Here is a 21,521-nt window from a genome sequence, read left to right as displayed (position 1 = left end):
CGGCCCGGGGCCATCCGGCTAATGGAGGCGGGAGTATGCCATCACCGGGGCGCGCTGGCAGCCTCGGCCCCCTCCTCCGGCCTTGGCCTGGCCTCGATGGGCAGCCAGACGGTGAAGGTGCTGCCCCGGCCCGGCTCGCTCTCCACCTCCAGGCGGCCCTGATGCTTCTGCACGATGCTGTAGGCCAGGGAGAGGCCCAGGCCGGTGCCCTTGCCCACGGGCTTGGTGGTGAAAAAGGGCTCGAACAGGCGGTGCAGGTACTCCGGGGCGATGCCGCAGCCGCTGTCGCTCACGGCGACGAACACCTCGTCGCCACGGCGGCCGGTGCGCAGCCAGATGTCGCCTTTCTTGGGAATGGCCTGGGCCGCATTGACCAGCAGGTTCATGAAGACCTGGTTGATCTGGGACGGCTCGCACCACACCAGGGGCAGTTCGCCGTATTCCTTGTGCACGGTGCACTTGTACTTGAGTTCGTTCCAGACGATGTTGAGGGTGGAATCCAGACCCTGGTGCAAATCGGCCCACTGGCTCTCGGCCTCGCCGGCCCGGGAGAAGTCCTTCAGATCCCGGGCGATCTTGGCCACCCGCTCCAGCCCGTCCCGGGACTCGGCCAGAAGCTGGACGATGTCGCTGCGGAGGAAATCGAAGTCCTTCTCCAGCTTCAGCTGGCGGGCGCTCTCCAGCTGCCGGCAATCGCGGCAGGGACCGCTGTCCGCCGCCTCATAGGCGGCGATGATGGCAAAGATTTCTCGCAGGTAATGGTCCAGGGTGCCCAGGTTGGAATAGACGAAGCCGATGGGGTTGTTCATCTCGTGAGCCACCCCGGCCGCCAGCTGGCCGATGGAGGCCATCTTCTCCGACTGCAGCAGCTGGCTCTGGGCCTCGGCCAGCCGCTGGTTGAGGGCCTTGGCCTCGGCCAGGGCCTGCTGCAGTTCCTGCTCCGCCCGCTTGTGCCCGTCGATGTCGCGCACCACGGCCAGTACCCGCTGGCCGCCGGAAAGACGGAATACCTGCAGGTTCACCAGGACCCAGAACTGCCGTCCCGAACTGCCCCGGGCCATCCACTCGAAGGACTGGGGCCCCTCCTCCTGCACCCGCCGCATGTAGTCCCGGGCCGCCTGGGGCGGGAAAGCCGGGTCGTCGGCGGTGATGCCCTGCACATCCAGGGACAGCAGCTCCTCCCGGCTGTAGCCGTACATGCGGCAGGCGCCGCCATTGACGTCCAGGATGCTGCCGCTGGCGACGTCGTGCACGAAAATGGCATCGCCGATGGTGTCGTAGATGGTGCGGAACTTGTCCTCGCTCTCGGCCAGGGCCGCCTCGGTGGCCCGGCGCTCGGTGATGTCCTCCTTCACCGCCAGGTAATGGGTGATGCTGCCGTCGGGCTGGCGGATGGGGTTGATGCTGGCGTATTCCAGGTATTCGCTGCCATCCTTGCGCCGGTTGAACAGCTCGCCGCGCCAGCCCTCGCCCCGGGACAGGCAGCGCCACATCTCCTCGTAGCTGGAGCGTGGCGTGCGCCCGGACTGCAGGATGCGCGGATTCTGCCCCAGCACCTCCTCCCGGCTGTAGCCGGCGGTGCGCACGAAGGCCTCGTTCACGTATTCGATTTCTGCCGCCAGGTTGGTGATGACGATGCTCACCGGGCTCTGCTCCGCCGACAGCAGGAACTTGCGCAGCTCGGCCTCGGCCCGCTTGCGTTCCGTGATGTCCCGGGAAATGCCCTGGATGTGGGTGACCCGTCCCTGGGCATCGGTGATCAGGGTCATCACCGCCTCGGTCTGGATCAGGGAACCGTCCTTCCTCGGCTGCACCAGTTCGTAGTGGCGTGAGGCGGCAGCCTCCTGGCCCGTATCCACGGCGGCGATCCAGCGCTCCAGCTCCCCGTCCAGGTGCTGGTGGCACTCCGGTGTCAGCAGATCCGCCATGGTCTGCTGCTGGGCCTCGGCCACGGTGATGCCGCGCATGGCCTGCACCGAGGGGCTGACATAGGCGAAGCGGCGGGAAGCCAGTTCGTACAGCCACACCACGTCGCTGCCGCTCTCGGCCAGCAGGCGGAAGCGGGCTTCCTGCTCCCGGGCCTGCAGGGCGGCGCTGAAGACCCGCCCCAGCAGCAGCAGCACGGCCATCAGCACGACGCCCGCCGCCGTCAGCCAGGCGAAGTTGCGCCGGGCCTCGCGATAGATTTCACTGTCGTCCATCTTCGCCACCAGCAGCCAGTCGGTCTGGCCCACCGGCAGCACCACGCCCAGCACCGCCAGGCCCCGGTAATCCCGCCCCGCCAGCACCTCGCCGACGCCATGCAGGGCCATGCCCGAGATCAGTCCCGGCGTGTCCAGGGGCAGGCGCAGCTTGAGGGGAGCCCCGGCCTGCCGCCCCAGGGGAGAAAGAAACAGCACCTCGTCCCCGTCCCGGCGCACCAGCAGACTTTCCCCGGTGGCGCTGGGGACGGGCCACTGGCTGACCATGGGATAGAGCACCCTGGCCGGGTCGATCTCGAACAGGGCGTAGCCGATGAGGCGCCCCGTCTCCCCCTCGGCGAAGAGGGGCACCAGCAGGTCGAGGACCACCTCGCCCTCGCGTCCGGCCTTGCGATGGAAGTCCACCAGGCGCGGCCTGCGGCTCTCCAGCATGGCCTGCACCGCTTCCTGGTGCAGGGTGTCGTCCCGCAGATGATCGTCCGCCGGGTCGGCCAGATAGCTGCGGCCGGCCAGGTCATGCAGGCCGATGGCGGAGATTTCGGGAATGGTCTGCTGCAGGTAGCGGAAACGCTGACGCAGCCCGGCCGCGGCCCGGGCGTCGCCCGGTTGCTGCAGGAGGCGGGCGAAATGCTGGGACATGACGCTGCCCGGCGGCTGGCTGAGAAAGATCAGGCGATCCTCGATCCAGCGCTGGATTTCCTGGGACTTGAGGGCCGCCACCGCCTGCAGCTGCTGTTCCGCCGTCTCCCGGGCGGCGCCGAACAGCACCTGGTGGCTGCGGTAGAGCCCGCCCGCCAGGAGCAGGACGAAGCCGATGATGGCCACCAGCCAGTGCCTTGCGGTCGGCACGAAGGCCGTCTCAACCCTATCACCTGCGGACATGGCGTTCACTCTCTCCCCGGCCTGTGCGGCGCCAGGCCCCGGCCGGCGGATCTCCGGCCATGGGGCATCCTACCGCGGCAGGGCCGGGAAAGTCCCGGCTGCAGGACATTTCCGGCCCTGTCGGGCCCGTTCAGGCGGCCTGCCAGACCGGCTTGCGCTTTTCGATGAAGGCGTCGATGCCCTCGGCGGCATCGCCGGCCATCATGTTGCAGGCCATGACCTCGCCGGCATACTGGTAGGCGGCTTCGATGCCCATTTCCAGCTGCTTGTAGAACATCTGCTTGCCCGTGGCCACGGCCACCGGGCTCTTGGCCAGGATGGACTGCACCAGGTGCTCCACCGCCTCGTCCAGATCGCCCAGGGCCACCACCCGGTTCACCAGGCCCCGGCGCTGGGCTTCCCCGGCATCGATGAACTCGCCGGTGAGCAGCATTTCCAGGGCTTCCTTGCGCCCCATGTTGCGAGCCAGGCCGACGGCGGGGGTGGAGCAGAAGAGGCCCACGTTGATGCCGGAAACGGCGAACTTGGCCACGTCGGCGGCCACCGCCAGGTCGCACATGGACACCAGCTGGCAGCCGGCAGCGGTGGCGATGCCGTGGATGCGGGCAATGACCGGCTGGGGCATTTCCTGGATGGTCAGCATGACCTTGGCACACAGCTTGAACAGGGCCTGCATGAAGGCCTTGTCGTGGTTGCTGCGCATCTCCTTGAGGTCGTGGCCGGCACAGAAGGCCTTGCCGGCGCCCTGCAGCACCACGACGCGGACCGTCTTGTCGGCGGCGATGCTCTGCAGTTCGGCCAGCAGGGTTTCCAGCATGGCGTTGGAGAGGGAATTGAACTGGGCCGGACGGTTCAGCACCAGGGTGGTACGGCCGTCGGGGCGGTCTTCACGCAGCAGGATGGGTTCCTGGTTTGTCATTTTTTGTCTCCTACAGAAAAAAGCCGGAGGCTGTGCTGTCTGCCCCCGGCTTGGTTATGGATGCGGCTGGTTTACTCGATGGCGGCGGTGGACTTGGCCATTTCCCGCAGCACGTACTTCTGGATCTTGCCCGTGGAAGTCTTGGGCAGGGGTCCGAAGATGACCTTCTTCGGCACCTTGAAGCGGGCCATGTGCTCGCGGCAGAACTCGATGATTTCCACCTCGGTGATGCTGACGCCGTCCTTCAGTTCGATGAAGGCGGCCGGCACCTCGCCCCACTTGGGATCGGGGGTGGCCACCACGGCCGCAGCCATCACCGCCGGATGGCGGTAGAGGGTGTCTTCCACCTCGATGGAGGAGATGTTCTCGCCGCCGGAGATGATCACGTCCTTGGAACGGTCCTTGATCTTGACGTAGCCGTCGGCCTGCATCACCGCCAGGTCGCCGGTGTGGTAGTAGCCGCCGGCGAAGGACTCTTCCGTGGCCTTGGGGTTCTTCAGGTAGCCCTTCATCACCAGGTTGCCGCGGAACATGATCTCGCCCATGGTCTCGTTGTCCCAGGGCACCGCCTCCATGGTGGCCGGATCGAGCACGGTGATGGCTTCCTGGGCGTGGTAGCGCACGCCCTGGCGGCCGTTCAGGTTCACCTGCTCGCCCACCGGCAGGTCGAACCACTCGGGCTGCTGGGCGCAGACGGAAGCGGGACCGTAGGTCTCGGTGAGGCCATAGACGTGGGTGATCTTGAAGCCGATCTTGGCCATGCCTTCGATGACGGCGGCGGGGGGCGGTGCGGCGGCGATGAGGCCGGACACGCCGTGGTTGATGCCTTCACGCCATTCGGCCGGCGCATTGGCCAGCATGGAATGGACGATGGGGGCGCCGCAGTAGTGGGTGACCTTGTTTTCCCGGATGGACTGCAGGATCAGCTTGGGATCGACCCGACGCAGACAGACGTTGGTGCCGGCATTGGCCGCCATGGTCCAGGGGAAGCACCAGCCGTTGCAGTGGAACATGGGCAGGGTCCACAGGTACACCGAGTGGGGCGGCATGCCCCAGGAGACGATGTTGGACATGGCGTTGAGGTAGGCGCCCCGGTGGTGATAGACCACGCCCTTGGGGTTGCCGGTGGTGCCGGAGGTGTAGTTGAGGGAGATGGCGTCCCATTCGTCCTGGGGGCCCTTCCACTCGTAGTCCGGGGTGCCTTCGGCCAGCAGGGCCTCGTAGTCCTTCTCTCCCAGCAGGTCGCCGGGGCCGGTGTATTCGCTGTCGTTCACATCGATGACGACGATGCTGCGGCCCAGTTTTTCCAGGGCCGGCCCGACGATGTGGGAATACTCCTTGTCGGTGATGAGGATCTTGGCCTCGCCGTGGTTCAGCATGAAGGCCACGGCTTCGGGATCGAGACGGGTGTTGAGGGTGTTGAGCACGGCCCCGGTGACGGGCACGCCGAAGTGGCATTCGTACATTTCCGGCGTGTTGTTGAGCATCACGGCGACGGTGTCGCCTTCCTTGATGCCCCGGGCTTCCAGGGCGGAGGCCAGGCGCCTGGCGCGGTTGAAGGTTTCCAGCCAGGTATAGCGGCGCTGGCCGTGGATCACGGACACCCGGTCCGGGTAGATGTAGGCGGAACGGGCAATGAAGGTTAGCGGCGACAGCGGCACATAGTTGGCCGCATTCTTTTCCAGACCCTGCTTGTAGATGTTGCTGCTGTTGTCGTTATGACCTGCCATGAATATCCCTCTTATGTGTTTGCGTTGGTATTTTTCATGAACTCCCTGCCCCCGGACTGCTAACGGCAGGGAGCCAGTCTGGCCTCCCGCTCCAGGTCGGCCAGCCGACGTCCGATTTCCTGGCCGAAGGCATCGGCAGCCAGGCTCAGCGCAACCACCCCACCCCGCGCATCGGGGCTAGGAGCGGGCTTCTCCACGCTGAACGGACGCTCGAATATGAGTTTGCGCTGTTTGTCGAACAATGTCATGCGGCCCTGCAACACGCCGCGGCTCTGGGTCGGGCTGTCGAAGACCTGGGTGAATTCATCCACCTCCAGGCGCAGGGCGCAACCGCCGTTGCCGCCGCCCAGCTGCTGACGCAGGCGCAGGTTGAGCAACTGCCCCGCCGGCGCCGCCCAGCGGCTCTGGCCGTAGGCCATGAGGCGGCTGGCGTCGTCGTAGGCCAGACGGTAATTCACTGCCGGCGTATCGAGCCAGGGGGCCAGGCGCAGCTCCAGGCTGACGGGCCTGGCCGCGGCGCTGGCGGCGCCATCGACGGCGGCCTCGGCCGGGCGCGGCCCGAAATCGTAGGTGGCAGCCGGCAGGGCGCTGCGGCCGCCGGCGCAGGCGGCCAGGGTCAGCAACAGGGAACAGGCGGCGAGGCGCCCGATGGTGGCGAAGGTCATGGATTTCTCCCGGGATGGGGCAGGAAGCCGGGCTCCCCGGGGCCGGGCACGGGGGCCGGGGCGCCGAAGATGAGGCTTTGGGGGTCCCGTTCCACCTGGTTCAGGACCCGGTTGAGCTGGCGCGTGCTGGCGGCGATGTCGCCGGCCAGGTCGCCCCAGCGCGGCGACAGCAGCCCGGCGCCGGATTCGCCGCCGCCGGACTGTTCCAGCCGCTCCGACAGGCGGCGCAGGCCGGCCACCAGTTCCTTGGCTTCCCTGGCGGTACCGGCGCTGCCTTCGAGGGCGCTGCTGAGGTGTTTCAGGTTGTCGTCGGCCAGGGCCTTGCGCAGCTGCACCAGGGTCGGCCCCAGCTCCTGGGCGGCGGGCTTCAAGCCGGCGGAGATGCTTTCCAGGTTGGCCAGGGTGTTGCCGACCCGGCGCTGGTTCTCCTCCCCCACCAGCTGGTTGGCGGAAGTCAGCAGTTCCCGCGCCTGGCGCAGGGTCTCGGCGCCGGCATCGGAAAGCTCCTGGATCAGGGAAGGCTGCATGGGAATGCGCGGCAGGCCGTCGCCGGCCGCCAGGGGACGGTCGTCGTCGCCCCGCTCCTCCAGCTGCACCTGGGCCAGGCCGGTGACGCCCTGGTAGTTGAGCAGGGCCACGGTGCTGCGGGTCACCGGCACCTCGTCGAGGATGCTGATGCGGATGAGGATGTCGTCGGGCTGGTTCTTGTCCAGGCGGATATCCTCCACCCGGCCGACGCGGATGCCCCGGTAGCGCACCTGGGCCTGCAGGTTGAGGCCGGTGACGTTGCCCTGGGTCACCACCAGGTAGTCCCGGGTGACGTCGTGCTTGCCGCCGAACCACCACACAGAGAACAGGACGGCCGCTGCCAGGAGCAGGGTGAACAGTCCGGCAACGAGGGCATGGGCGCGGTTTTCCATAAACGACTCCTGCTGACGCCTAGAGGGGCGCGGGGGCGGCCGGGCCTGGGGCCGCGGCGGCGCCGCCGAAAAAACTCGAAATGAAGGGATGCTCCACCCGGCGCACCTCCTCCGGCGTGCCGAAGGCGACGATGCGCTGGTCGGCCAGTACGGCGATATGGGTGGACAGGCCGGTCAGGGTGGCCAGGTCGTGGGTCACCATGATCACGGTGAAGCCCAGCTCGGCCTGCAGTTCCCGGATCAGGCGCACGAAGCCTTCGCTGCGGTCCGGGTCCAGGCCGGCGGTGGGCTCGTCCAGGATCAGCAGTTCCGGCTCCAGGGCCAGGGCCCGGGCCAGGGCCACCCGCTTGACCATGCCGCCGGAGAGCTCCGCCGGCTTGAGCAGGCCGTGGCGCGGGTCCAGTTCCACCATGGCCAGCTTCAGGTGCACCAGGTCCCGGATCAGGCTCTCGTCCTCCAGGCCGAATTCCCGCAACGGGAAGGCCAGGTTGTCGAAGACGGAGAGGGCCGAATACAGGGCGCCCTGCTGGAACAGCATGCCGAAGCGCTGGCGCAGGGCCCGGTCCACGCCCGGGTCCCCCGAATAGAGGGGGCAGTCGAAGAGATGGACCCGCCCCTTCCACGGCCGCAGCAGCCCCACCACCTCCCGCAGCAGGGTGGTCTTGCCGCTGCCGGAGCCGCCCACCAGGCCCACCATCTGGCCCTGTTCCACCACCAGGTCCAGTTCCCGGTGGATCACCGTGTCGCCGTAGCGGCTCCACAGGCCATGAACTTCGATGACCGGCCGGCTCATTTGGGCAGCCCGATCTCGCGGGTGGCGATGGCGAACAGGGCATCCACCAGGATGACGATGGTGATGGCGGTGACCACGGCGGCGGTGGTGCGGGCAGAGAGGCTCTCGGTGTTGGGTTTGACGTGGAGGCCGAAGTGGCAGGCCACCAGGGAAATGAGCAGGCCGAAGACCCAGCCCTTGGCCAGGCCGATCCACAGGTTGGCCAGGGGCACGGCCTTGGGCAGCTGGTCGAGGAAGAAACCGTAGGACAGCCCCAGCTGCAGGTTGGCCGAGACCATGCCGCCCAGGATGCCGGCGGCGGAGGTCCACAGCACCAGCAGGGGCAAGGCGGTGGTGAGGGCGGCGATTTTCGGCAGCACCAGGCGCTGGGTGCGGGAGATGCCCATGGTGGCCAGGGCGTCGATTTCCTCGGTGACCCGCATGACGCCGATCTGGGCCGTCATGGCCGAGCCGGAACGGCCCGCCACCAGCACCGCCACCAGCACCGGCCCCAGTTCCCGGATGATGCTGATGCCCAGGATGTTCACGATGAAGATGTCGGCGCCGAACATCTTCAGTTGCAGGGCCGACAGGTAGCTCATCACCACGCCGATGAGAAAGCCCACCAGGGCCGTCACCGGCAGGGCCTTGGCGCCGCTCTTGTAGAGGGTGGCCGAGTACTCGACCCAGGGCAGTTCCCGGGGATGGCGCAGCAGGTAGGCCAGGTCCAGCACCAGCTGGCCCAGCAGGGCCACCAGGCCGAGCAGGTTGTGGCTGAACTTGAGGACGAAGACGCCGAGGGCTTCCACCGCTTCGAAGGGGCGGGCCGGCGGCAGGGCCGCAGCCGCCGGCGGCAGGGCCGCCACCCGTTCCAGGGCACGCCGGTGATCGGCTGCCAGGGCCACGCCGGGCGGCCACTGGCGGCCCCAGGCGCGCCACAGGAGGAGCGCCCCCAGGCTGTCGAGACGCCCCAGGGCAGTCAGGTCCCAGCCGGCACCGGCGGCGGCCAGGGCGGCCAGGCGACCTTCCAGCTCGGCCAGGGAACGGGGCAGGGAGGCCAGGGTCCAGTCCCCGCTGATGCGGGCGATGGGGCCCGCGTCGCCCTGTACCGTTTCCAGGCCACCCGCGTTCATGGCTTCAGGCCGCCTGCCTGCCGCCACCCTTGGCGGCGTTGAGGCGCTTCAGGCGGAATTCCAGGCCGGCCCGCTGCCAGGCCTGGATTTCTTCGGCGAAGGCTGCCGCCGTCAGGGGATTGGCGGCCAGCCAGTCCGCCGGCAGTTCCAGGGTGGCGCCCTTGTCGCCCATGGCGATGCTGTAGGGAGGCCGCCCCTGGTCGCTGCGGGAGCGGTGGAAGAGTACGGCCAGGCGCAGGGAGAGGATCAGCAGCCAGTTCACGTCGCCCTTGGGCAGCACCGCCACCTTGTCCAGCTTGCCCCGGTGCCCCAGCACCAGCATGGCCAGGCGGGCCTGGTCCTTCTTGGAGAAGCCGGGCATGTCGGCGAAGGTGAGGATGTAGGCGCCGTGCTTGTGGTAGCCGTTGTGGGCGATGGAAATGCCGATCTCGTGCAGCTTGGCGGCCCAGCGCAGGAAATGCTCCGCATTGTCCCGGTCCGTGCTGTCGCCGCCGCAGCCACCCGCATCCAGGTGGCTGAAGATTTCCCCGGCGGTCTGCTCCACCCGCTGGGCCTGCCACAGGTCCACCTGGTAGCGGCGCATGAAGCTGGCCACGGTGGCGTCGCGCATGTCGTGGTGGTGGAAGCGGCCCAGCAGGTCGTAGAGCACCCCCAGGCGCAGGGCGCCGTCGCCGTAGGTCATGTGCTCCAGCTGCAGGGTCTCGAAGATGGCGCCCATGATGGCGATGCCGCCGGAAAGCACCGGCGTGCGGTCGTTGCGCAGGCCTTCCAGGGGCATGGCCTCGGCGGAGCCGGCCTTGAGCAGGATGGCGCGCAGCTTCTGCAGGCCCTCCCGGGTGATGCCGGCGACGCCGCCCGGATTGAGGTTGTTCAGCTCCAGCACGTCGGCGATGGCCCGGGCCGTGCCGGAGGAGCCGACGGCCTCGTTCCAGCCCAGGCGCTGGTAGTCGTGGGCGATGGTCTGGATTTCCTTGCCCGCCGCCACTTCGGCTTCCCGCAGGCGCTTCTTGTCCACCTTGCCGTCGGGGAAGAAGCGCACCGTGTAGCTGACGCAGCCCATGTACAGGGATTCCAGCAGCAGGGGCTCGGCGCCGCGGCCGATGATGAATTCGGTGGAGCCGCCGCCGATGTCGAAGACCAGGCGCTTGTGCTCCGCCGGCGGCAGGGAATGGGCGGCGCCGATGTAGATCAGGCGCGCCTCTTCGCGGCCGGCGATGATTTCGATGGGGAAGCCCAGGGCCTCTTCCAGCCGGGGCAGCAGTTCGGGGGCGTTCTTCGCTACCCGCAGGGTGTTGGTGGCCACCACCCGCACGGCGTCGGGGGCGAAACCCCGCAGGCGCTCGCCGAACAGGCGCAGGGCGGCGATGGCCCGTTCCTGGGCGGCTTCGTTGAGGTATTTGTCGGGGGACAGGCCGGAAGCGAGCCGGACCGGCTCCTTGAGGGAATCCAGGGGATAGATCTGGTCGTCCACCACCCGCCCGACCTGCAGGCGGAAGCTGTTGGAGCCCAGATCGACGGCGGCAATCAATTCATAGCGCATGCAGCGGGCAGCCTTTTCAGTGGCTCTTGTTCTGTCGGAGAGCCGTCATTCTAGCACCCGCAATGTGGGCGTCTCGTGACAGCGACCCGGAACGCCCCGCACGGCACCAACCGTGGGAAAGGGCGCATACTGGTCGTTTGCGGTCATATTCCCTTAACATTAACGTAACAAAATGGCGTTTGTCCGTAATCCGGCAATCACGCCACTCCCCTGCCCCGCGCCACCGCCGCCATGAACCTGAACCGATCCCACATCTACCGCCGCTTCCCCCCGGAAAATTTCATCAACCGGGAACTGGGCCTGCTGGCCTTCAACCGCCGTGTCTTCGCCCAGGCAGAGAACCTTTCCATCCCACTGTTGGAGCGGCTGCGTTACCTGTGCATCGTTTCCTCCAACCTGGACGAGTTTTTCGAGATTCGTGTCGCCGGCCTGAAAGAACAGCTCAAGCTGGGTTCCTCCACCCGCACCACCGACGGCAAGACGCCCCAGGAGGTGTATCGCCAGGTATCCGCCGAAGCCCACCGCCTGATGCACGAGCAGTACGAACTGCTCAACGCCGATGTGCTGCCGGCTTTGGAGAAGGAAGGCGTGCAGTTCCTGCGCCGTACCCGCTGGACCGACGCCCAGCGCGAGTGGGTGCGAGACTATTTCTTCCGCGAGGTGATGCCGGTGCTCACCCCCATCGGCCTGGACCCTTCCCACCCCTTCCCCCGGGTGCTCAACAAGAGCCTCAACTTCGCCGTGGAACTGGAAGGGCGGGACGCCTTTGGTCGCAATTCCGGCGCCGCCATCGTCCAGGCGCCCCGGGTGCTACCCCGGGTCATCCGCCTGCCGCGTGAGTTGGGAGAAACGGAATATAGCTTCGTCTTCCTCTCCTCCATCCTCCATGCCTTCGTCGGCGAACTATTCGCCGGCATGAACGTGCTGGGTTGCTACCAGTTCCGCGTCACCCGCAACTCCGACCTCTTCGTGGACGAGGAAGAGGTGAAGAACCTGCGCACCAAGATTCAGGGCGAACTGCCCCAGCGTCATTTCGGTGATGCGGTGCGTCTGGAGGTTGCAGACAACTGCTCCCCCGCCATGAGCGAATTCCTGCTCGGCCAGTTCAACCTGTCGGAAAACGATCTGTACCGGGTAAACGGCCCGGTGAATCTGGTGCGCCTGATGCAAATTCCCGACCAGGTGGACCGGCCGGACCTGAAATTCCCCCCCTTCCCCCCGGGGCTGCCGAAGACCCTGGAAAAGCGGGCCAGCATCTTCGCCAGTATCCGCAAGAACGACATCCTGCTGCACCACCCCTACCAGAGCTTCACCCCGGTGATCGACCTGCTCAGCCAGGCGGCCACGGACCCGGCGGTGGTGGCCATCAAGATGACGGTGTACCGCACCGGCACCGACTCGGTGCTGATGGAATCCCTCATCCGCGCCGCCGAGAACGGCAAGGAAGTGACCGCGGTGGTGGAACTGATGGCCCGTTTCGACGAAGAGGCCAACATCAACTGGGCCACCCGTCTGGAAGAAGTCGGCGCCCACGTGGTGTACGGCGTGGTGGGCCACAAGACCCACGCCAAGATGATCATGATCGTGCGCCGGGAAGAGGACAAGAACGGCCAGAGCCGCCTGCGCCGCTATGTGCACCTGGGCACCGGCAATTACCACCCACGCACCGCCCGGCTGTACACCGACTTCGGTCTGCTCACCGCGGACGAGCAGATGGGGGCCGACGTCAACGAAGTCTTCAAGCAGCTCACCGGCCTGGGCCGGGCCCAGGCCCTGCACCACCTGTGGCAGGCGCCCTTCACCCTGCACTCCAACATCATCGCCGCCATCCGCCAGGAGACGGAGAACGCCAAGGCCAGTCTGCCCGCCACCATCATCGCCAAGATGAACTCCCTACTGGAGCCGGAAACCATCATGGCCCTCTACGAAGCCTCCCAGGCCGGGGTCAAGATCGACCTCGTGGTGCGCGGCGTCTGCGCCCTGCGCCCCGGGGTGCCGGGGCTGTCGGAGAACATCCGGGTGCGCTCCATCATCGGCCGCTTCCTGGAGCACCACCGCATCTTCTACTTCCATGCCGGCGGCGCCGAGAACGTCTATCTCTCCTCCGCCGACTGGATGGAGCGCAACTTCTTCCGCCGCATTGAGCTGTGCTTCCCGGTGCTGGACCCGAAGCTGAAAAAGCGGGTCATCAGCGAAGGCCTGCGTCCCTATCTGGTGGACAACCAGCAGGCCTGGGAGATGGACGGTTCCAGCGGCACCTACACGCGCAAGAAGAACGCCCGGGCCAAGCCCCGCTGTGCCCAGAGCGAACTGCTGCACGGGCTCTCCAGCGGGGTCTGAGCCGCTGCAATCACCCCTGCCAGGAGGCAGAAGGGACGCCACTTTCCAGCCACTGCCGGCCGGGAACGGCGTCCCTTCTGCCTTCCAGGTCATCCCTTGTGGCGATGCCGCGCCGCATGATCGGCCCACCCGACCTTGCACTTCCGCGCCGGGGGAACGAAGCTGTGACTTTCCTTGCCTCACCCTCAGCAAACGTCCCATCCACCGTTGCACCGAATTCAAGGAGAAGAGCAAATGAGCACCGCCACTCCGCTGCGCCTCGTCACCCTGGTCGGCAGCCTGCGCCAGGCTTCCTATAACCGCATGGTCGCCAACACCCTGCCGGAACTGGCCCCGGCCGGCATCAGCATCAGCACCCTGCCCGCCCTGCACGACATTCCCCTCTACGACGGCGACGTCGAGGCCAAGGGCATTCCCCCGGCCGTGACCGCCCTGGCCGAAGCCATCCGGACCGCCGACGGCCTCATCATCGTCACCCCCGAATACAACTACTCCGTGCCCGGGGTGCTGAAGAACGCCATCGACTGGCTCTCCCGGGTGCCCAACCAGCCCTTCGCCTGCAAGCCCGTGCTGCTGCAGTCGGCCTCCATGGGCCCCTTCGGCGGCGCCCGGGCCCAGTACCACCTGCGCCAGGTGCTGATCTATCTCAACCCGCGGGTCTTCAACGTGCCCGAGGTGATGGTGGGCGGCGTGCAGAACAAGGTGGATGCCGCCAGCGGCAAGCTCAACGACGCCAGCACCCGGGACCACATCGCCGGCCAGCTGGCCAAGTTCGCCGACTTCATCCGCGCCGGCGCCTGAGCAGGCAGTCGGCGGCACCAACGAAAACGCCCTCCGAGGAGGGCGTTCTTTCTTGCCGCCGGGACGAGCGGCCGGGGGATTGGCGGACGTCAGCCGCGCCGCGCCCCCACCACGCCCTGCACCTCGTGGATCAGCTTCAGGGTGCGGGTCAGCTGGGGCAGGTTGAGGATTTCCACGGTGAAGCCCATGTGGGCCTGCCCCTGCTTGGAGAGGGTCTGCACGCCGATGACGTTGATTTTCTCCCGGGCGAAGACGTCGGAGATGTCCCGCAGCAGGCCCTGGCGGTCGTGGGCGTCCACCGTGATGTCCACCGGGAAAATGCCGTGGGGATGGCCGCCCCACTCGGTCTCGATCACCCGCTCCGGGTGCAGGGCCTGGAGGTTGGCGAAGTCCGGGCAGTCGGCCCGGTGGATGGAGACGCCCTTGCCCCGGGTGACGAAGCCCTGGATCGGGTCCGGCGGTGCCGGCTTGCAGCAGCGGGCCAGCTGGGTCAATAGCTTGTCCACGCCGACGATGAGAATGCCCCGGTCGCCGGCGCCCTCCCCTTCGGCCGGTTTGGGCCGGCGCACCGGCATGGGCTCGGCACCCCGCTCGTCCACCGGCGGCTCGGTGCCGCGCACGGCAGCCTGGAACAGGCGCAGGTTGAGTTCGTTGCGGGCGGCGGCGATATAGAGGTCGTCCGCCTTGGCGTAGCCCAGCTTGCCGGCCAGTTCTTCCAGATTGGTGCCGCCGCCGCCGACCCGCTGGATTTCCTTGGCCACGATGCCCCGGCCTTCGGCCAGGGATTCTTCCAGGGCCAAGTTGGAGAACCAGGCCCGGGCCTTGGTGCGGGCCGTCTTGGTGGCGATGTAGCCGAGGGAGGGATTGAGCCAGTCCCGGGAGGGGCCGCCCTGCTTGGCGGCGACGATCTCCACCCGCTGACCGGTCTTCAGGGCCGTATCCAGGGGCACCAGGGCCCCGTCCACCTTGGCGCCGCGGCAGCGGTGGCCCAGGTCGGTGTGCAGGCGGTAGGCAAAGTCCACCGGGGTGGCGCCCTGCGGCAGGTCCACCACCTTGCCCTGGGGCGTCATGACGTAGATGGTCTCGTCCAGGGCGGCCTGCTTGTAGTGGTTCACCCAGTCGGAGGAGTCGGAGACTTCGTCCTTCCAGGTCAGCAGCTGGCGCAGCCAGGCGATCTTGTCGTCGTAGTTGTCCTCGGAGCTGTGCTTGGTGCCTTCCTTGTAGCGCCAGTGGGCGGCCACGCCCAGCTCGGCGTGGCGGTGCATTTCCCAGGTGCGGATCTGCACTTCCAGGCTGCGCCCGTCGGGGCAGCGCACGGCGGTATGCAGGGAACGGTAGTTGTTGCCCTTGGGATTGGAGATGTAGTCGTCGAATTCCTTGGGGATCGGCGTCCAGATGTTGTGCACGATGCCCAGCACCGTGTAGCAGTCCTTGACCTCGTCCACGATGACGCGCAGGGCCCGGATGTCGTACACCTCGGAGAAATCCACGCCCTTCTTGCGCATCTTGTTCCAGATGGAATAGATGTGCTTGGGCCGGCCGTAGATCTCGGCCTTGTGGATGCCAACCGCCGCCAGCTCGGACTTGACCCGGTCCACCGCGTCAATGATGAACTGCTCCCGCTCCAGACGCTTCTCGTCGAGCATCTTGGCGATTTTCTTGTAGGTATCCGGGTGGATGAAGCGGAAGGAGAGGTCCTCCAGCTCCCACTTCAGCTCCCACACCCCCAGGCGGTTGGCCAGGGGGGAATACAGTTCCAGGGTTTCCCGGGCCACGTGCACCCGCAGGTCGTCCGGCTCGGCGGCGTAGTAGCGCAGGGTCTGGGTGCGGGAGGCGAGGCGCAGCAGCACCACCCGGATGTCTTCCACCATGGCCAGGAACATCTTGCGCAGGACTTCCACCTGGGCCTTCATTTCCTGGGGATTCTGGGTGGTGTCGGCGACGAAGCCGCGGGAGATGGGGCGCAGCCGGTTGAGGCGGGAGATGCCGCCCACCAGGTGGGCAACGCCGCCGCCGAAGCGTTCGTTGAGGGTTTCCAGGCCCTTCTCGTCGTAGGTGGCCACGGCGAAGAGCAGGGCCGCGGCGCGGGAGTCCGCGTCCAGCTTCAGGCCGGCGATGATGAGGGCCATCCCCAGGGCGTGGGAGAGGATGCCCTCGCCGCTGCCCAGGGTGTTGTCGCCATAGGCGTCACGGGCGAAGAGGGCCGCCTCCCGGATAAAGGCCGTCTCGTTTTCGGAGAGGCCATCGGTGAGGGTCAGGAGGGACTGTTCGAAGTCGCTCTGGGCGGCGACGGAATGGACGACGGAAACCATGGCGCGGATTATACGCCCCTGGCGGCAAATACGCCGGGACCCGCGCCGGGCCGCCTCCCGGGGCCGGCAGTGCCGCCAAGGCAGGTCCGCCGCGGCCCCCGGGCACTGGCCCGCCGTTGGGGCATAATCCACGCTCCAGCCAACGACAAAGGCCGCGCCCCCAGGTAGCGGCCGGACAGAGAGACATGAACCCCAACACGCCCCTTTACCGGCATCCCTACCTGCTGCTGACCCTGACCGCCCTCTTCTGGTCCGGCAACATGGTCCTGGGCCGCGGCATCCGCGCCGACGTGCCGCCCATCGCCCTGGCTTTCTGGCGCTGGGTCATCGCCCTGGCCCTGATCGCGCCCCTGGCCCTGCCCCACCTGAAGGAACAGTGGCCCCTGCTGAAAAAGGGCTGGAAGCCGGTGCTGCTGCTGGGCATCCTCGGCGTCGGCTGCTACAACACCTTCGCCTACGTGGCCCTGCAGTACACCGCCGCCACCAACGCAGTGCTGCTCAACTCCTTCATTCCCATCGTCACCATCGCCCTCTCCTGGCTGTTCCTGGGCAAGCGCCTCAAACCCATCGAAGCGGTGGGCGTGGCCATTTCCTTCCTCGGCGCCACCACCATCATCGCCCGGGGCGACCTGGCAGTGCTGCTGGGCCTTTCCCTCAACCTGGGGGACGTATGGATGCTGGGGGCGGTGCTGACCTGGGCCATTTACACCGTGGGCCTGCAGTGGCGCCCGGCCGGGGTCCATCCCATGCTCATGCTGGGTGCCCTGACCCTGGTGGGGGTGCTGGCCCTGGCGCCCATCTACGCCCATGAACTGGGGGCCTTCGGCGGCCCGGCTCGGCACATCAACCTGCACTGGGGCTCCCTGGCCGGCATCGCCTACGTCGGCGTCCTGCCCAGCTTTGTCGGCTACATCTTCTACAACCGGGGCGTGGCCGAGGTGGGGGCCAACAAGGCCAGCCTCTTCATCCACCTCATGCCGGTCTTCGGCACCCTGCTCTCCGCCCTCTTCCTGGGCGAACTGCCCCACCTCTACCACTTCGTCGGCATCGGCCTCATTTTCAGCGGCATCTACCTGACCATGGCCCGCCTGCCCCGTCTCAAGGGCGCCTGATGGGCTGGCTCGACCGACTGCTGGGACGCCGCCGGCCCCGCCCCATTCCAACCGCCCTGTGGCAGCAGACCGTGGCCCGCCTGCCCTTCCTGCAATGGCTTCCGGCGGCGGACCTGGCGCGCCTGCAGAGCCTCAGCGAAGCCTTCCTGGCGGCCAAGCAGTTTTCCGGCGCCGCCGGCCTGGAGGTGGACGACGCCATGGGCGTGCACATCGCCGCCCAGGGCTGCCTGCCCATCCTCAACCTGGGCCTGGAGTGGTACGACGACTGGGTCGAGATCATCGTCTATCCGGACGAGTTCGTGGTGCCCCGCCAGGAGATGGACCCGGACGGGGTGGTGCACGAATACGACGAGGTGGCGGCGGGCCAGGCCTGGGACGGCGGCCCCCTGATCCTCTCCTGGCAGGACAGCCAGATGGCGGGGGACGGCTACAACGTGGTGATCCACGAATTCGCCCACAAGCTGGACATGATCAACGGCGCCCCGGACGGCCTGCCGCCCCTGCATCCGGGCATGGACAGGGAAGCCTGGGGGGCCGCCCTGGCCGGGGCCTACGACGATTTCCTGGCCCGGGTGGAGCGGGCCGAAGCCAGGGGCGAGGAGGCCCTCGAGCAGTTGCCCATCGACCCCTACGGCGCCGAGCATCCGGGGGAATTTTTCGCCGTGGTCTCGGAGAGCTTCTTCGAACAGCCCCAGGTGGTGGCCGCCGAGTATCCGGCCCTCTACGCCCAGCTGGCCCTGTTCTACCGCCAGGACCCCCTGGCCCGGGCTCAGGCCGCCGGTTCCAGCCGCTCCAGGTAGCGCACCAGGGCTTCCAGCACCGCCTCCGGCTGGTCCCGGTGGGGCGAGTGGCGACAGTCCGCCAGTTCCAGCAGTTCCACCTCCGCCGGCACCTGCTCGGCGATGACCTCGATCTGGCGCAGGGTGGCGTATTCGTCGTCCTTGCCCTGGATGGCCAGCACCGGCACCCGGATGCCCGACAGGTAGGACTCGATGTTCCAGTCGCGGAACTGGGGCGAGAGCCAGGTATCGTGCCAGTCGTGGAAGACCCGGAAGGCATCCCGGTGGTAGCGGCCCAGGCGGGAGGGCCAGTCGGTCTGGCGCCAGGCTTCGCCGGCCTGGCGGATGCCGGCCAGGGCCTCCTCCTCCACCCAGGCGTGAGGCGCCAGCACCACCAGGCCGGAGACGGCCTCGGGATAGGTGCCGGCGTGGATCAGGGCGATGGAGCCGCCGTCGGAATGGCCCACCAGCACGGGCCGTTCGATGTCCAGGGCGGCCAGGGTGGCGGGCAGCATCTCCAGGGCCTCGTCGTGCATGTAGCGGGGAGTGCGCGGTGACGGCGCCGGGTCCGAATCGCCGTAACCCTGGCGGGAAAAGACCAGGGTGCGGCAGCCCGTGGCCTGGGCCACCTTGTGCGGGAAGTCGCGCCAGAAGCCGACGCAGCCCAGGCCCTCGTGCAGGAACACCAGGGTCGGGCGATAGATCTGGTGGGCGCTGATCAGCTCGTATTCCAGCTCGCGCCCGAGCACATTCACTTTGGCCACATCAGGCTCCCAGCAGGAATTCCCGGACCACCGCCACCTGGGCCGGGTCCTGGAACATGGGGGCGTGGCCGACGCCGGGGATTTCCCGGGTCCACGCCTGGGGACCGCGCCGGGCCATCTCGGCCAGGGCCTCCCGGGGCAGCAGGTCCGACTCGGCGCCGCGGATAACCAGGGTCGGACAGCGGATGGCGTCGTAGTAGGGCCACAGGATGACGTCCTGGTGCATGACGAAGCCGAGCTGGAAGGCCTCGGCGATGGCCGGGTCGTAACGCATCTCCCACTGGCCGTCGTCGGCCTGGCGCACGCTGGTCTCGGTCAGGTGGCGCCATTGGGCGTCCGTCAGCGAGCCGAAGGGGGCCGAGACCTGGCGGATGAACTGCTCCGCCGCCTCCAGGCTGGGGAAGCGGGGCGCCTTGCCCACGTATTCGCCGATGCGGCGCAGGGATTCGTTGGTGATCACCGGCCCCACGTCGTTGAGGATAAGGCGGGTGATGGGGCTGCGCTCCATGGCGGCGATGCACATGCCGATGAGGCCGCCCATGGAGGTGCCGAGCCAGTGCACTTCGGCCACGTCGAGGCGGGCGATGAGGCTCACCATGTCCGCCACGTACTGGGGAAAACCGTAGCCGGACGCCTTTTTCAGCCAGTCGCTGCGGCCCCGGCCGACCACGTCCGGGCACACCACCCGGTAGTGCCGGCTCAGCTGGCGGGCGAGGAAATCGAAGTCGCGGCCGTTGCGGGTGAGGCCGTGCACGCACACCAGGACCCGGGGATTGGCGGGATCGCCCCACTGGGTATAGGCCATGCGGTGCAGGCCGGAGCCGTCCAGGGCGGCGCAGAGCACCCGCTTCTCGACCATGGCCGGCGCGGGGGAAAACAGGCGGCGCAGACTGTTGCAGATATTCATGGGCCTCGTCTCCTGGCAGAGGGTATGGCCCAAAGTCTAGCACTCCCGCGGGGGAGCGCCCCGCCGCCTAGCCGATCATTTCCAGCAGGGAGGCTTCCAGCTCCTGGCGCCCCAGGGCCGAGGCCATGGCGACGATGACGTAGCCGGGCTTCAGTTCATAGTCCTTGGGCGGGTTGAAGACCCAGTCCAGCTTTTCCCGCACCGCCAGCAGCACGTACTCGTTGCTGCGCAGCTTCAGGTTGCCCAGGGGCGTCGGCGGGAAATGGCCGGGCACCGCCACCTCCTCCACCCGCAGGCGCTTTTCCGACTTCAACATCTCGTCGAGGAAGGACACCACGTGGGGCCGCACCATGAGGGAGGCCAGGCGCATGCCGCCGGTCAGGTCCGGGGAGAAGATGGCGTCGGCGCCGGCCTTCTTCATCTTCTCCACATTGCGCGACTCCTGGCAGCGGGCCACCACCCGGATGGCCGGATTGAGCTGCTTCACCGTGATGGTGATCATCAGGTTGCGCGAATCGTCGCCGGTGACGGCGAAGACGCCCCGGGCCGATTCCAGCCCGGCGCCCAGCAGCACATCGTCGTCGGAGGCGTCGCCGTGCAGGTAGAGCAGGCCCGGGCTTTTTTCCCGCTGGGCCTCCAGGCCTTCCAGGTTTTCCTCGATGGCGACGAAGTGACGGTTGGTGGCTTCCAGCTCCCGCGCCACGTTGCGGCCCACCCGTCCGAAACCGCAGACGATGTAATGGCCGGTGAGCTTCTTGATCATCTTTTCCATGCGCCGTCTCCGCAGCGTGCCGTTGAGATCCGATTCCACCAGGGTCACCGTGACCGTGGAGAAGAGAAAGGACAGGGTGCCTGCCCCGAGAATGCCGATGAACACCGTGAACATCCGGGCCGCCGGATTCTGGGTCATCTCGATGATTTCGCCGTAGCCGATGGTGGCCACGGTGATGAAGGTCATGTAGAAGCAGTCGAACCAGGTGTAGCGCCCCCCGGTCAGCAGGTGGTAGCCGAAGGTGCCGATGACATGCACGGCCACCAGCATGATCAGGGCTCCATAGAGGTAACGCTGGACCTGGAGCGGCTGATTGCTGGTGCTGGCACTCATGGGAATGGATTCGGGGGCGGGGGCGGCGGCGGTGGTTGGCGATAGCGGCGGCGGCGCCATGCGTAGAGCAGGTATGCGCGCCATGCCGTACGGACAATACCATATCCCGCCAGGGCCAGCAGCAGGCCCAGGCACACCAGGCCCAGGGCCAGGGGCTCGCCCAGGGCCAGCAGCCAGTCGCCCAGGGCGCCGATCCAGGCCAGCATGCCCCCATCCCCCGGCTCCGGCGGCGCCACGAAGGCGCCTCCTTCCCGCAGCAGCACCAGCCGGCCCAGATGGTAGGCGACGAAGTAGAGCGGCACGATGGTCAGGGGATTGGTGTACAGGGTGGTCACCAGGGCCAGGGGCAGATTGACCCGGAACAGGGTGGCCAGGATGGCCGCCCCCAGCATCTGGAAGGGGCCTGGAATGAGGCCGCAGAAGAGGCCCACGGCCACGCCGCCGGCGGCGGAATGGCGGTTCAGGTGCCACAGGCGGGGATGCAGCAGGGTGCCGGCAAAGGGCGCCAGCCAGCGGTTGCCGATCAGGGCCTGGTGGTCGGGCAGAAAACGCTTCAGATGTTTGCGCACCATGGATTCATTCTACTGCGCCGGCCCCCGGACGGCCCAGGGCCAGCCCGGGAACGAAAGTGGCTATGCT

General features: G+C 67.5%; 17 protein-coding genes. 4 read left to right on the top strand and 13 right to left on the bottom strand.

Annotation, left to right across the window (positions count from 1 at the left end):
- Positions 1-41 precede the first annotated feature (41 nt).
- The 8 genes from ACLSSQ_RS08070 to ppx all read right to left on the bottom strand — a co-directional run bounded on the left by ACLSSQ_RS08070 (position 42) and on the right by ppx (position 10,762).
- The gene (locus tag ACLSSQ_RS08070) at positions 42-3,050 is read right to left on the bottom strand and encodes a PAS domain S-box protein (protein ID WP_416244257.1); all 3,009 of its coding nucleotides are present in this window, start codon (positions 3,048-3,050) and stop codon (positions 42-44) included.
- A gap of 163 nt (positions 3,051-3,213) precedes the next feature.
- Positions 3,214-4,002 (bottom strand): enoyl-CoA hydratase, encoded by a 789-nt coding sequence (locus ACLSSQ_RS08065; RefSeq protein WP_014237827.1) that lies wholly within the window; start codon positions 4,000-4,002, stop codon positions 3,214-3,216.
- Between the two features lie 71 nt (positions 4,003-4,073).
- Positions 4,074-5,732 (bottom strand): acyl-CoA synthetase, encoded by a 1,659-nt coding sequence (locus ACLSSQ_RS08060; protein WP_130458617.1) that lies wholly within the window; start codon positions 5,730-5,732, stop codon positions 4,074-4,076.
- Positions 5,733-5,791: 59 nt separating this feature from the next.
- Positions 5,792-6,397, bottom strand: coding sequence for an ABC-type transport auxiliary lipoprotein family protein (locus tag ACLSSQ_RS08055; protein WP_416244256.1), 606 nt, complete (start codon positions 6,395-6,397; stop codon positions 5,792-5,794).
- A complete protein-coding gene (locus ACLSSQ_RS08050; protein WP_014237830.1) occupies positions 6,394-7,317 on the bottom strand; it encodes an MlaD family protein in 924 nt (307 codons plus the stop codon). The genes ACLSSQ_RS08055 and ACLSSQ_RS08050 overlap by 4 nt, the downstream gene beginning before the upstream one ends.
- A 19-nt stretch (positions 7,318-7,336) precedes the next feature.
- Positions 7,337-8,110 (bottom strand): ABC transporter ATP-binding protein, encoded by a 774-nt coding sequence (locus tag ACLSSQ_RS08045; protein ID WP_130458620.1) that lies wholly within the window; start codon positions 8,108-8,110, stop codon positions 7,337-7,339.
- On the bottom strand, positions 8,107-9,222 hold the full coding sequence (locus ACLSSQ_RS08040) for an MlaE family ABC transporter permease (protein ID WP_416244255.1): 1,116 nt from the start codon (positions 9,220-9,222) through the stop codon (positions 8,107-8,109). The genes ACLSSQ_RS08045 and ACLSSQ_RS08040 overlap by 4 nt, the downstream gene beginning before the upstream one ends.
- A gap of 4 nt (positions 9,223-9,226) precedes the next feature.
- Positions 9,227-10,762: an exopolyphosphatase gene (gene ppx / locus ACLSSQ_RS08035; RefSeq protein ID WP_152089081.1), complete on the bottom strand. Its 1,536-nt coding sequence runs from the start codon at positions 10,760-10,762 to the stop codon at positions 9,227-9,229.
- Positions 10,763-10,993: 231 nt separating this feature from the next.
- Here ppx and ppk1 point away from each other — a divergent pair, with 231 nt between their 5' ends.
- Both ppk1 and ACLSSQ_RS08025 read left to right on the top strand, forming a co-directional pair.
- A complete protein-coding gene (ppk1, locus tag ACLSSQ_RS08030; RefSeq protein ID WP_416244254.1) occupies positions 10,994-13,102 on the top strand; it encodes a polyphosphate kinase 1 in 2,109 nt (702 codons plus the stop codon).
- Positions 13,103-13,336: 234 nt separating this feature from the next.
- Positions 13,337-13,903, top strand: a complete 567-nt coding sequence (locus ACLSSQ_RS08025) for an NADPH-dependent FMN reductase (RefSeq protein WP_416244253.1) — start codon at positions 13,337-13,339, stop codon at positions 13,901-13,903.
- Positions 13,904-13,992: 89 nt separating this feature from the next.
- On the opposite strand, the gene ACLSSQ_RS08020 is transcribed toward ACLSSQ_RS08025, so the two are convergent.
- Positions 13,993-16,215, bottom strand: coding sequence for a RelA/SpoT family protein (locus ACLSSQ_RS08020; RefSeq protein WP_130458625.1), 2,223 nt, complete (start codon positions 16,213-16,215; stop codon positions 13,993-13,995).
- Between the two features lie 185 nt (positions 16,216-16,400).
- Here ACLSSQ_RS08020 and ACLSSQ_RS08015 point away from each other — a divergent pair, with 185 nt between their 5' ends.
- Together ACLSSQ_RS08015 and ACLSSQ_RS08010 are read left to right on the top strand one after the other, a co-directional pair.
- Entirely contained in the window at positions 16,401-17,327 is a 927-nt protein-coding gene (locus ACLSSQ_RS08015; RefSeq protein ID WP_014237837.1) for a DMT family transporter, read from the top strand.
- On the top strand, positions 17,327-18,127 hold the full coding sequence (locus ACLSSQ_RS08010; RefSeq protein ID WP_416244252.1) for a zinc-dependent peptidase: 801 nt from the start codon (positions 17,327-17,329) through the stop codon (positions 18,125-18,127). The genes ACLSSQ_RS08015 and ACLSSQ_RS08010 overlap by 1 nt, the downstream gene beginning before the upstream one ends.
- On the opposite strand, the gene ACLSSQ_RS08005 is transcribed toward ACLSSQ_RS08010, so the two are convergent.
- From ACLSSQ_RS08005 to ACLSSQ_RS07990, 4 genes are all read right to left on the bottom strand, one after another.
- The gene (locus ACLSSQ_RS08005) at positions 18,097-18,870 is read right to left on the bottom strand and encodes an alpha/beta fold hydrolase (RefSeq protein WP_130458627.1); all 774 of its coding nucleotides are present in this window, start codon (positions 18,868-18,870) and stop codon (positions 18,097-18,099) included. The two genes, ACLSSQ_RS08010 and ACLSSQ_RS08005, sit on opposite strands and share 31 nt — an antisense overlap.
- 1 nt (position 18,871) lies before the next feature.
- Positions 18,872-19,777 (bottom strand): alpha/beta fold hydrolase, encoded by a 906-nt coding sequence (locus ACLSSQ_RS08000; RefSeq protein WP_014237840.1) that lies wholly within the window; start codon positions 19,775-19,777, stop codon positions 18,872-18,874.
- 67 nt (positions 19,778-19,844) lie between these two features.
- Positions 19,845-20,882, bottom strand: coding sequence for a potassium channel family protein (locus tag ACLSSQ_RS07995; RefSeq protein ID WP_130458628.1), 1,038 nt, complete (start codon positions 20,880-20,882; stop codon positions 19,845-19,847).
- Positions 20,879-21,451 (bottom strand): DUF2062 domain-containing protein, encoded by a 573-nt coding sequence (locus ACLSSQ_RS07990; protein ID WP_416244288.1) that lies wholly within the window; start codon positions 21,449-21,451, stop codon positions 20,879-20,881. Before ACLSSQ_RS07990 ends, ACLSSQ_RS07995 begins: the two co-directional genes overlap by 4 nt.
- Positions 21,452-21,521: the final 70 nt, after the last annotated feature.

It is taken from the genome of Azospira sp. APE16, from assembly GCF_047901315.1.
GTDB lineage: Bacteria > Pseudomonadota > Gammaproteobacteria > Burkholderiales > Rhodocyclaceae > Azospira > Azospira oryzae.
This window is presented reverse-complemented; position numbering and strand designations above follow the sequence as displayed.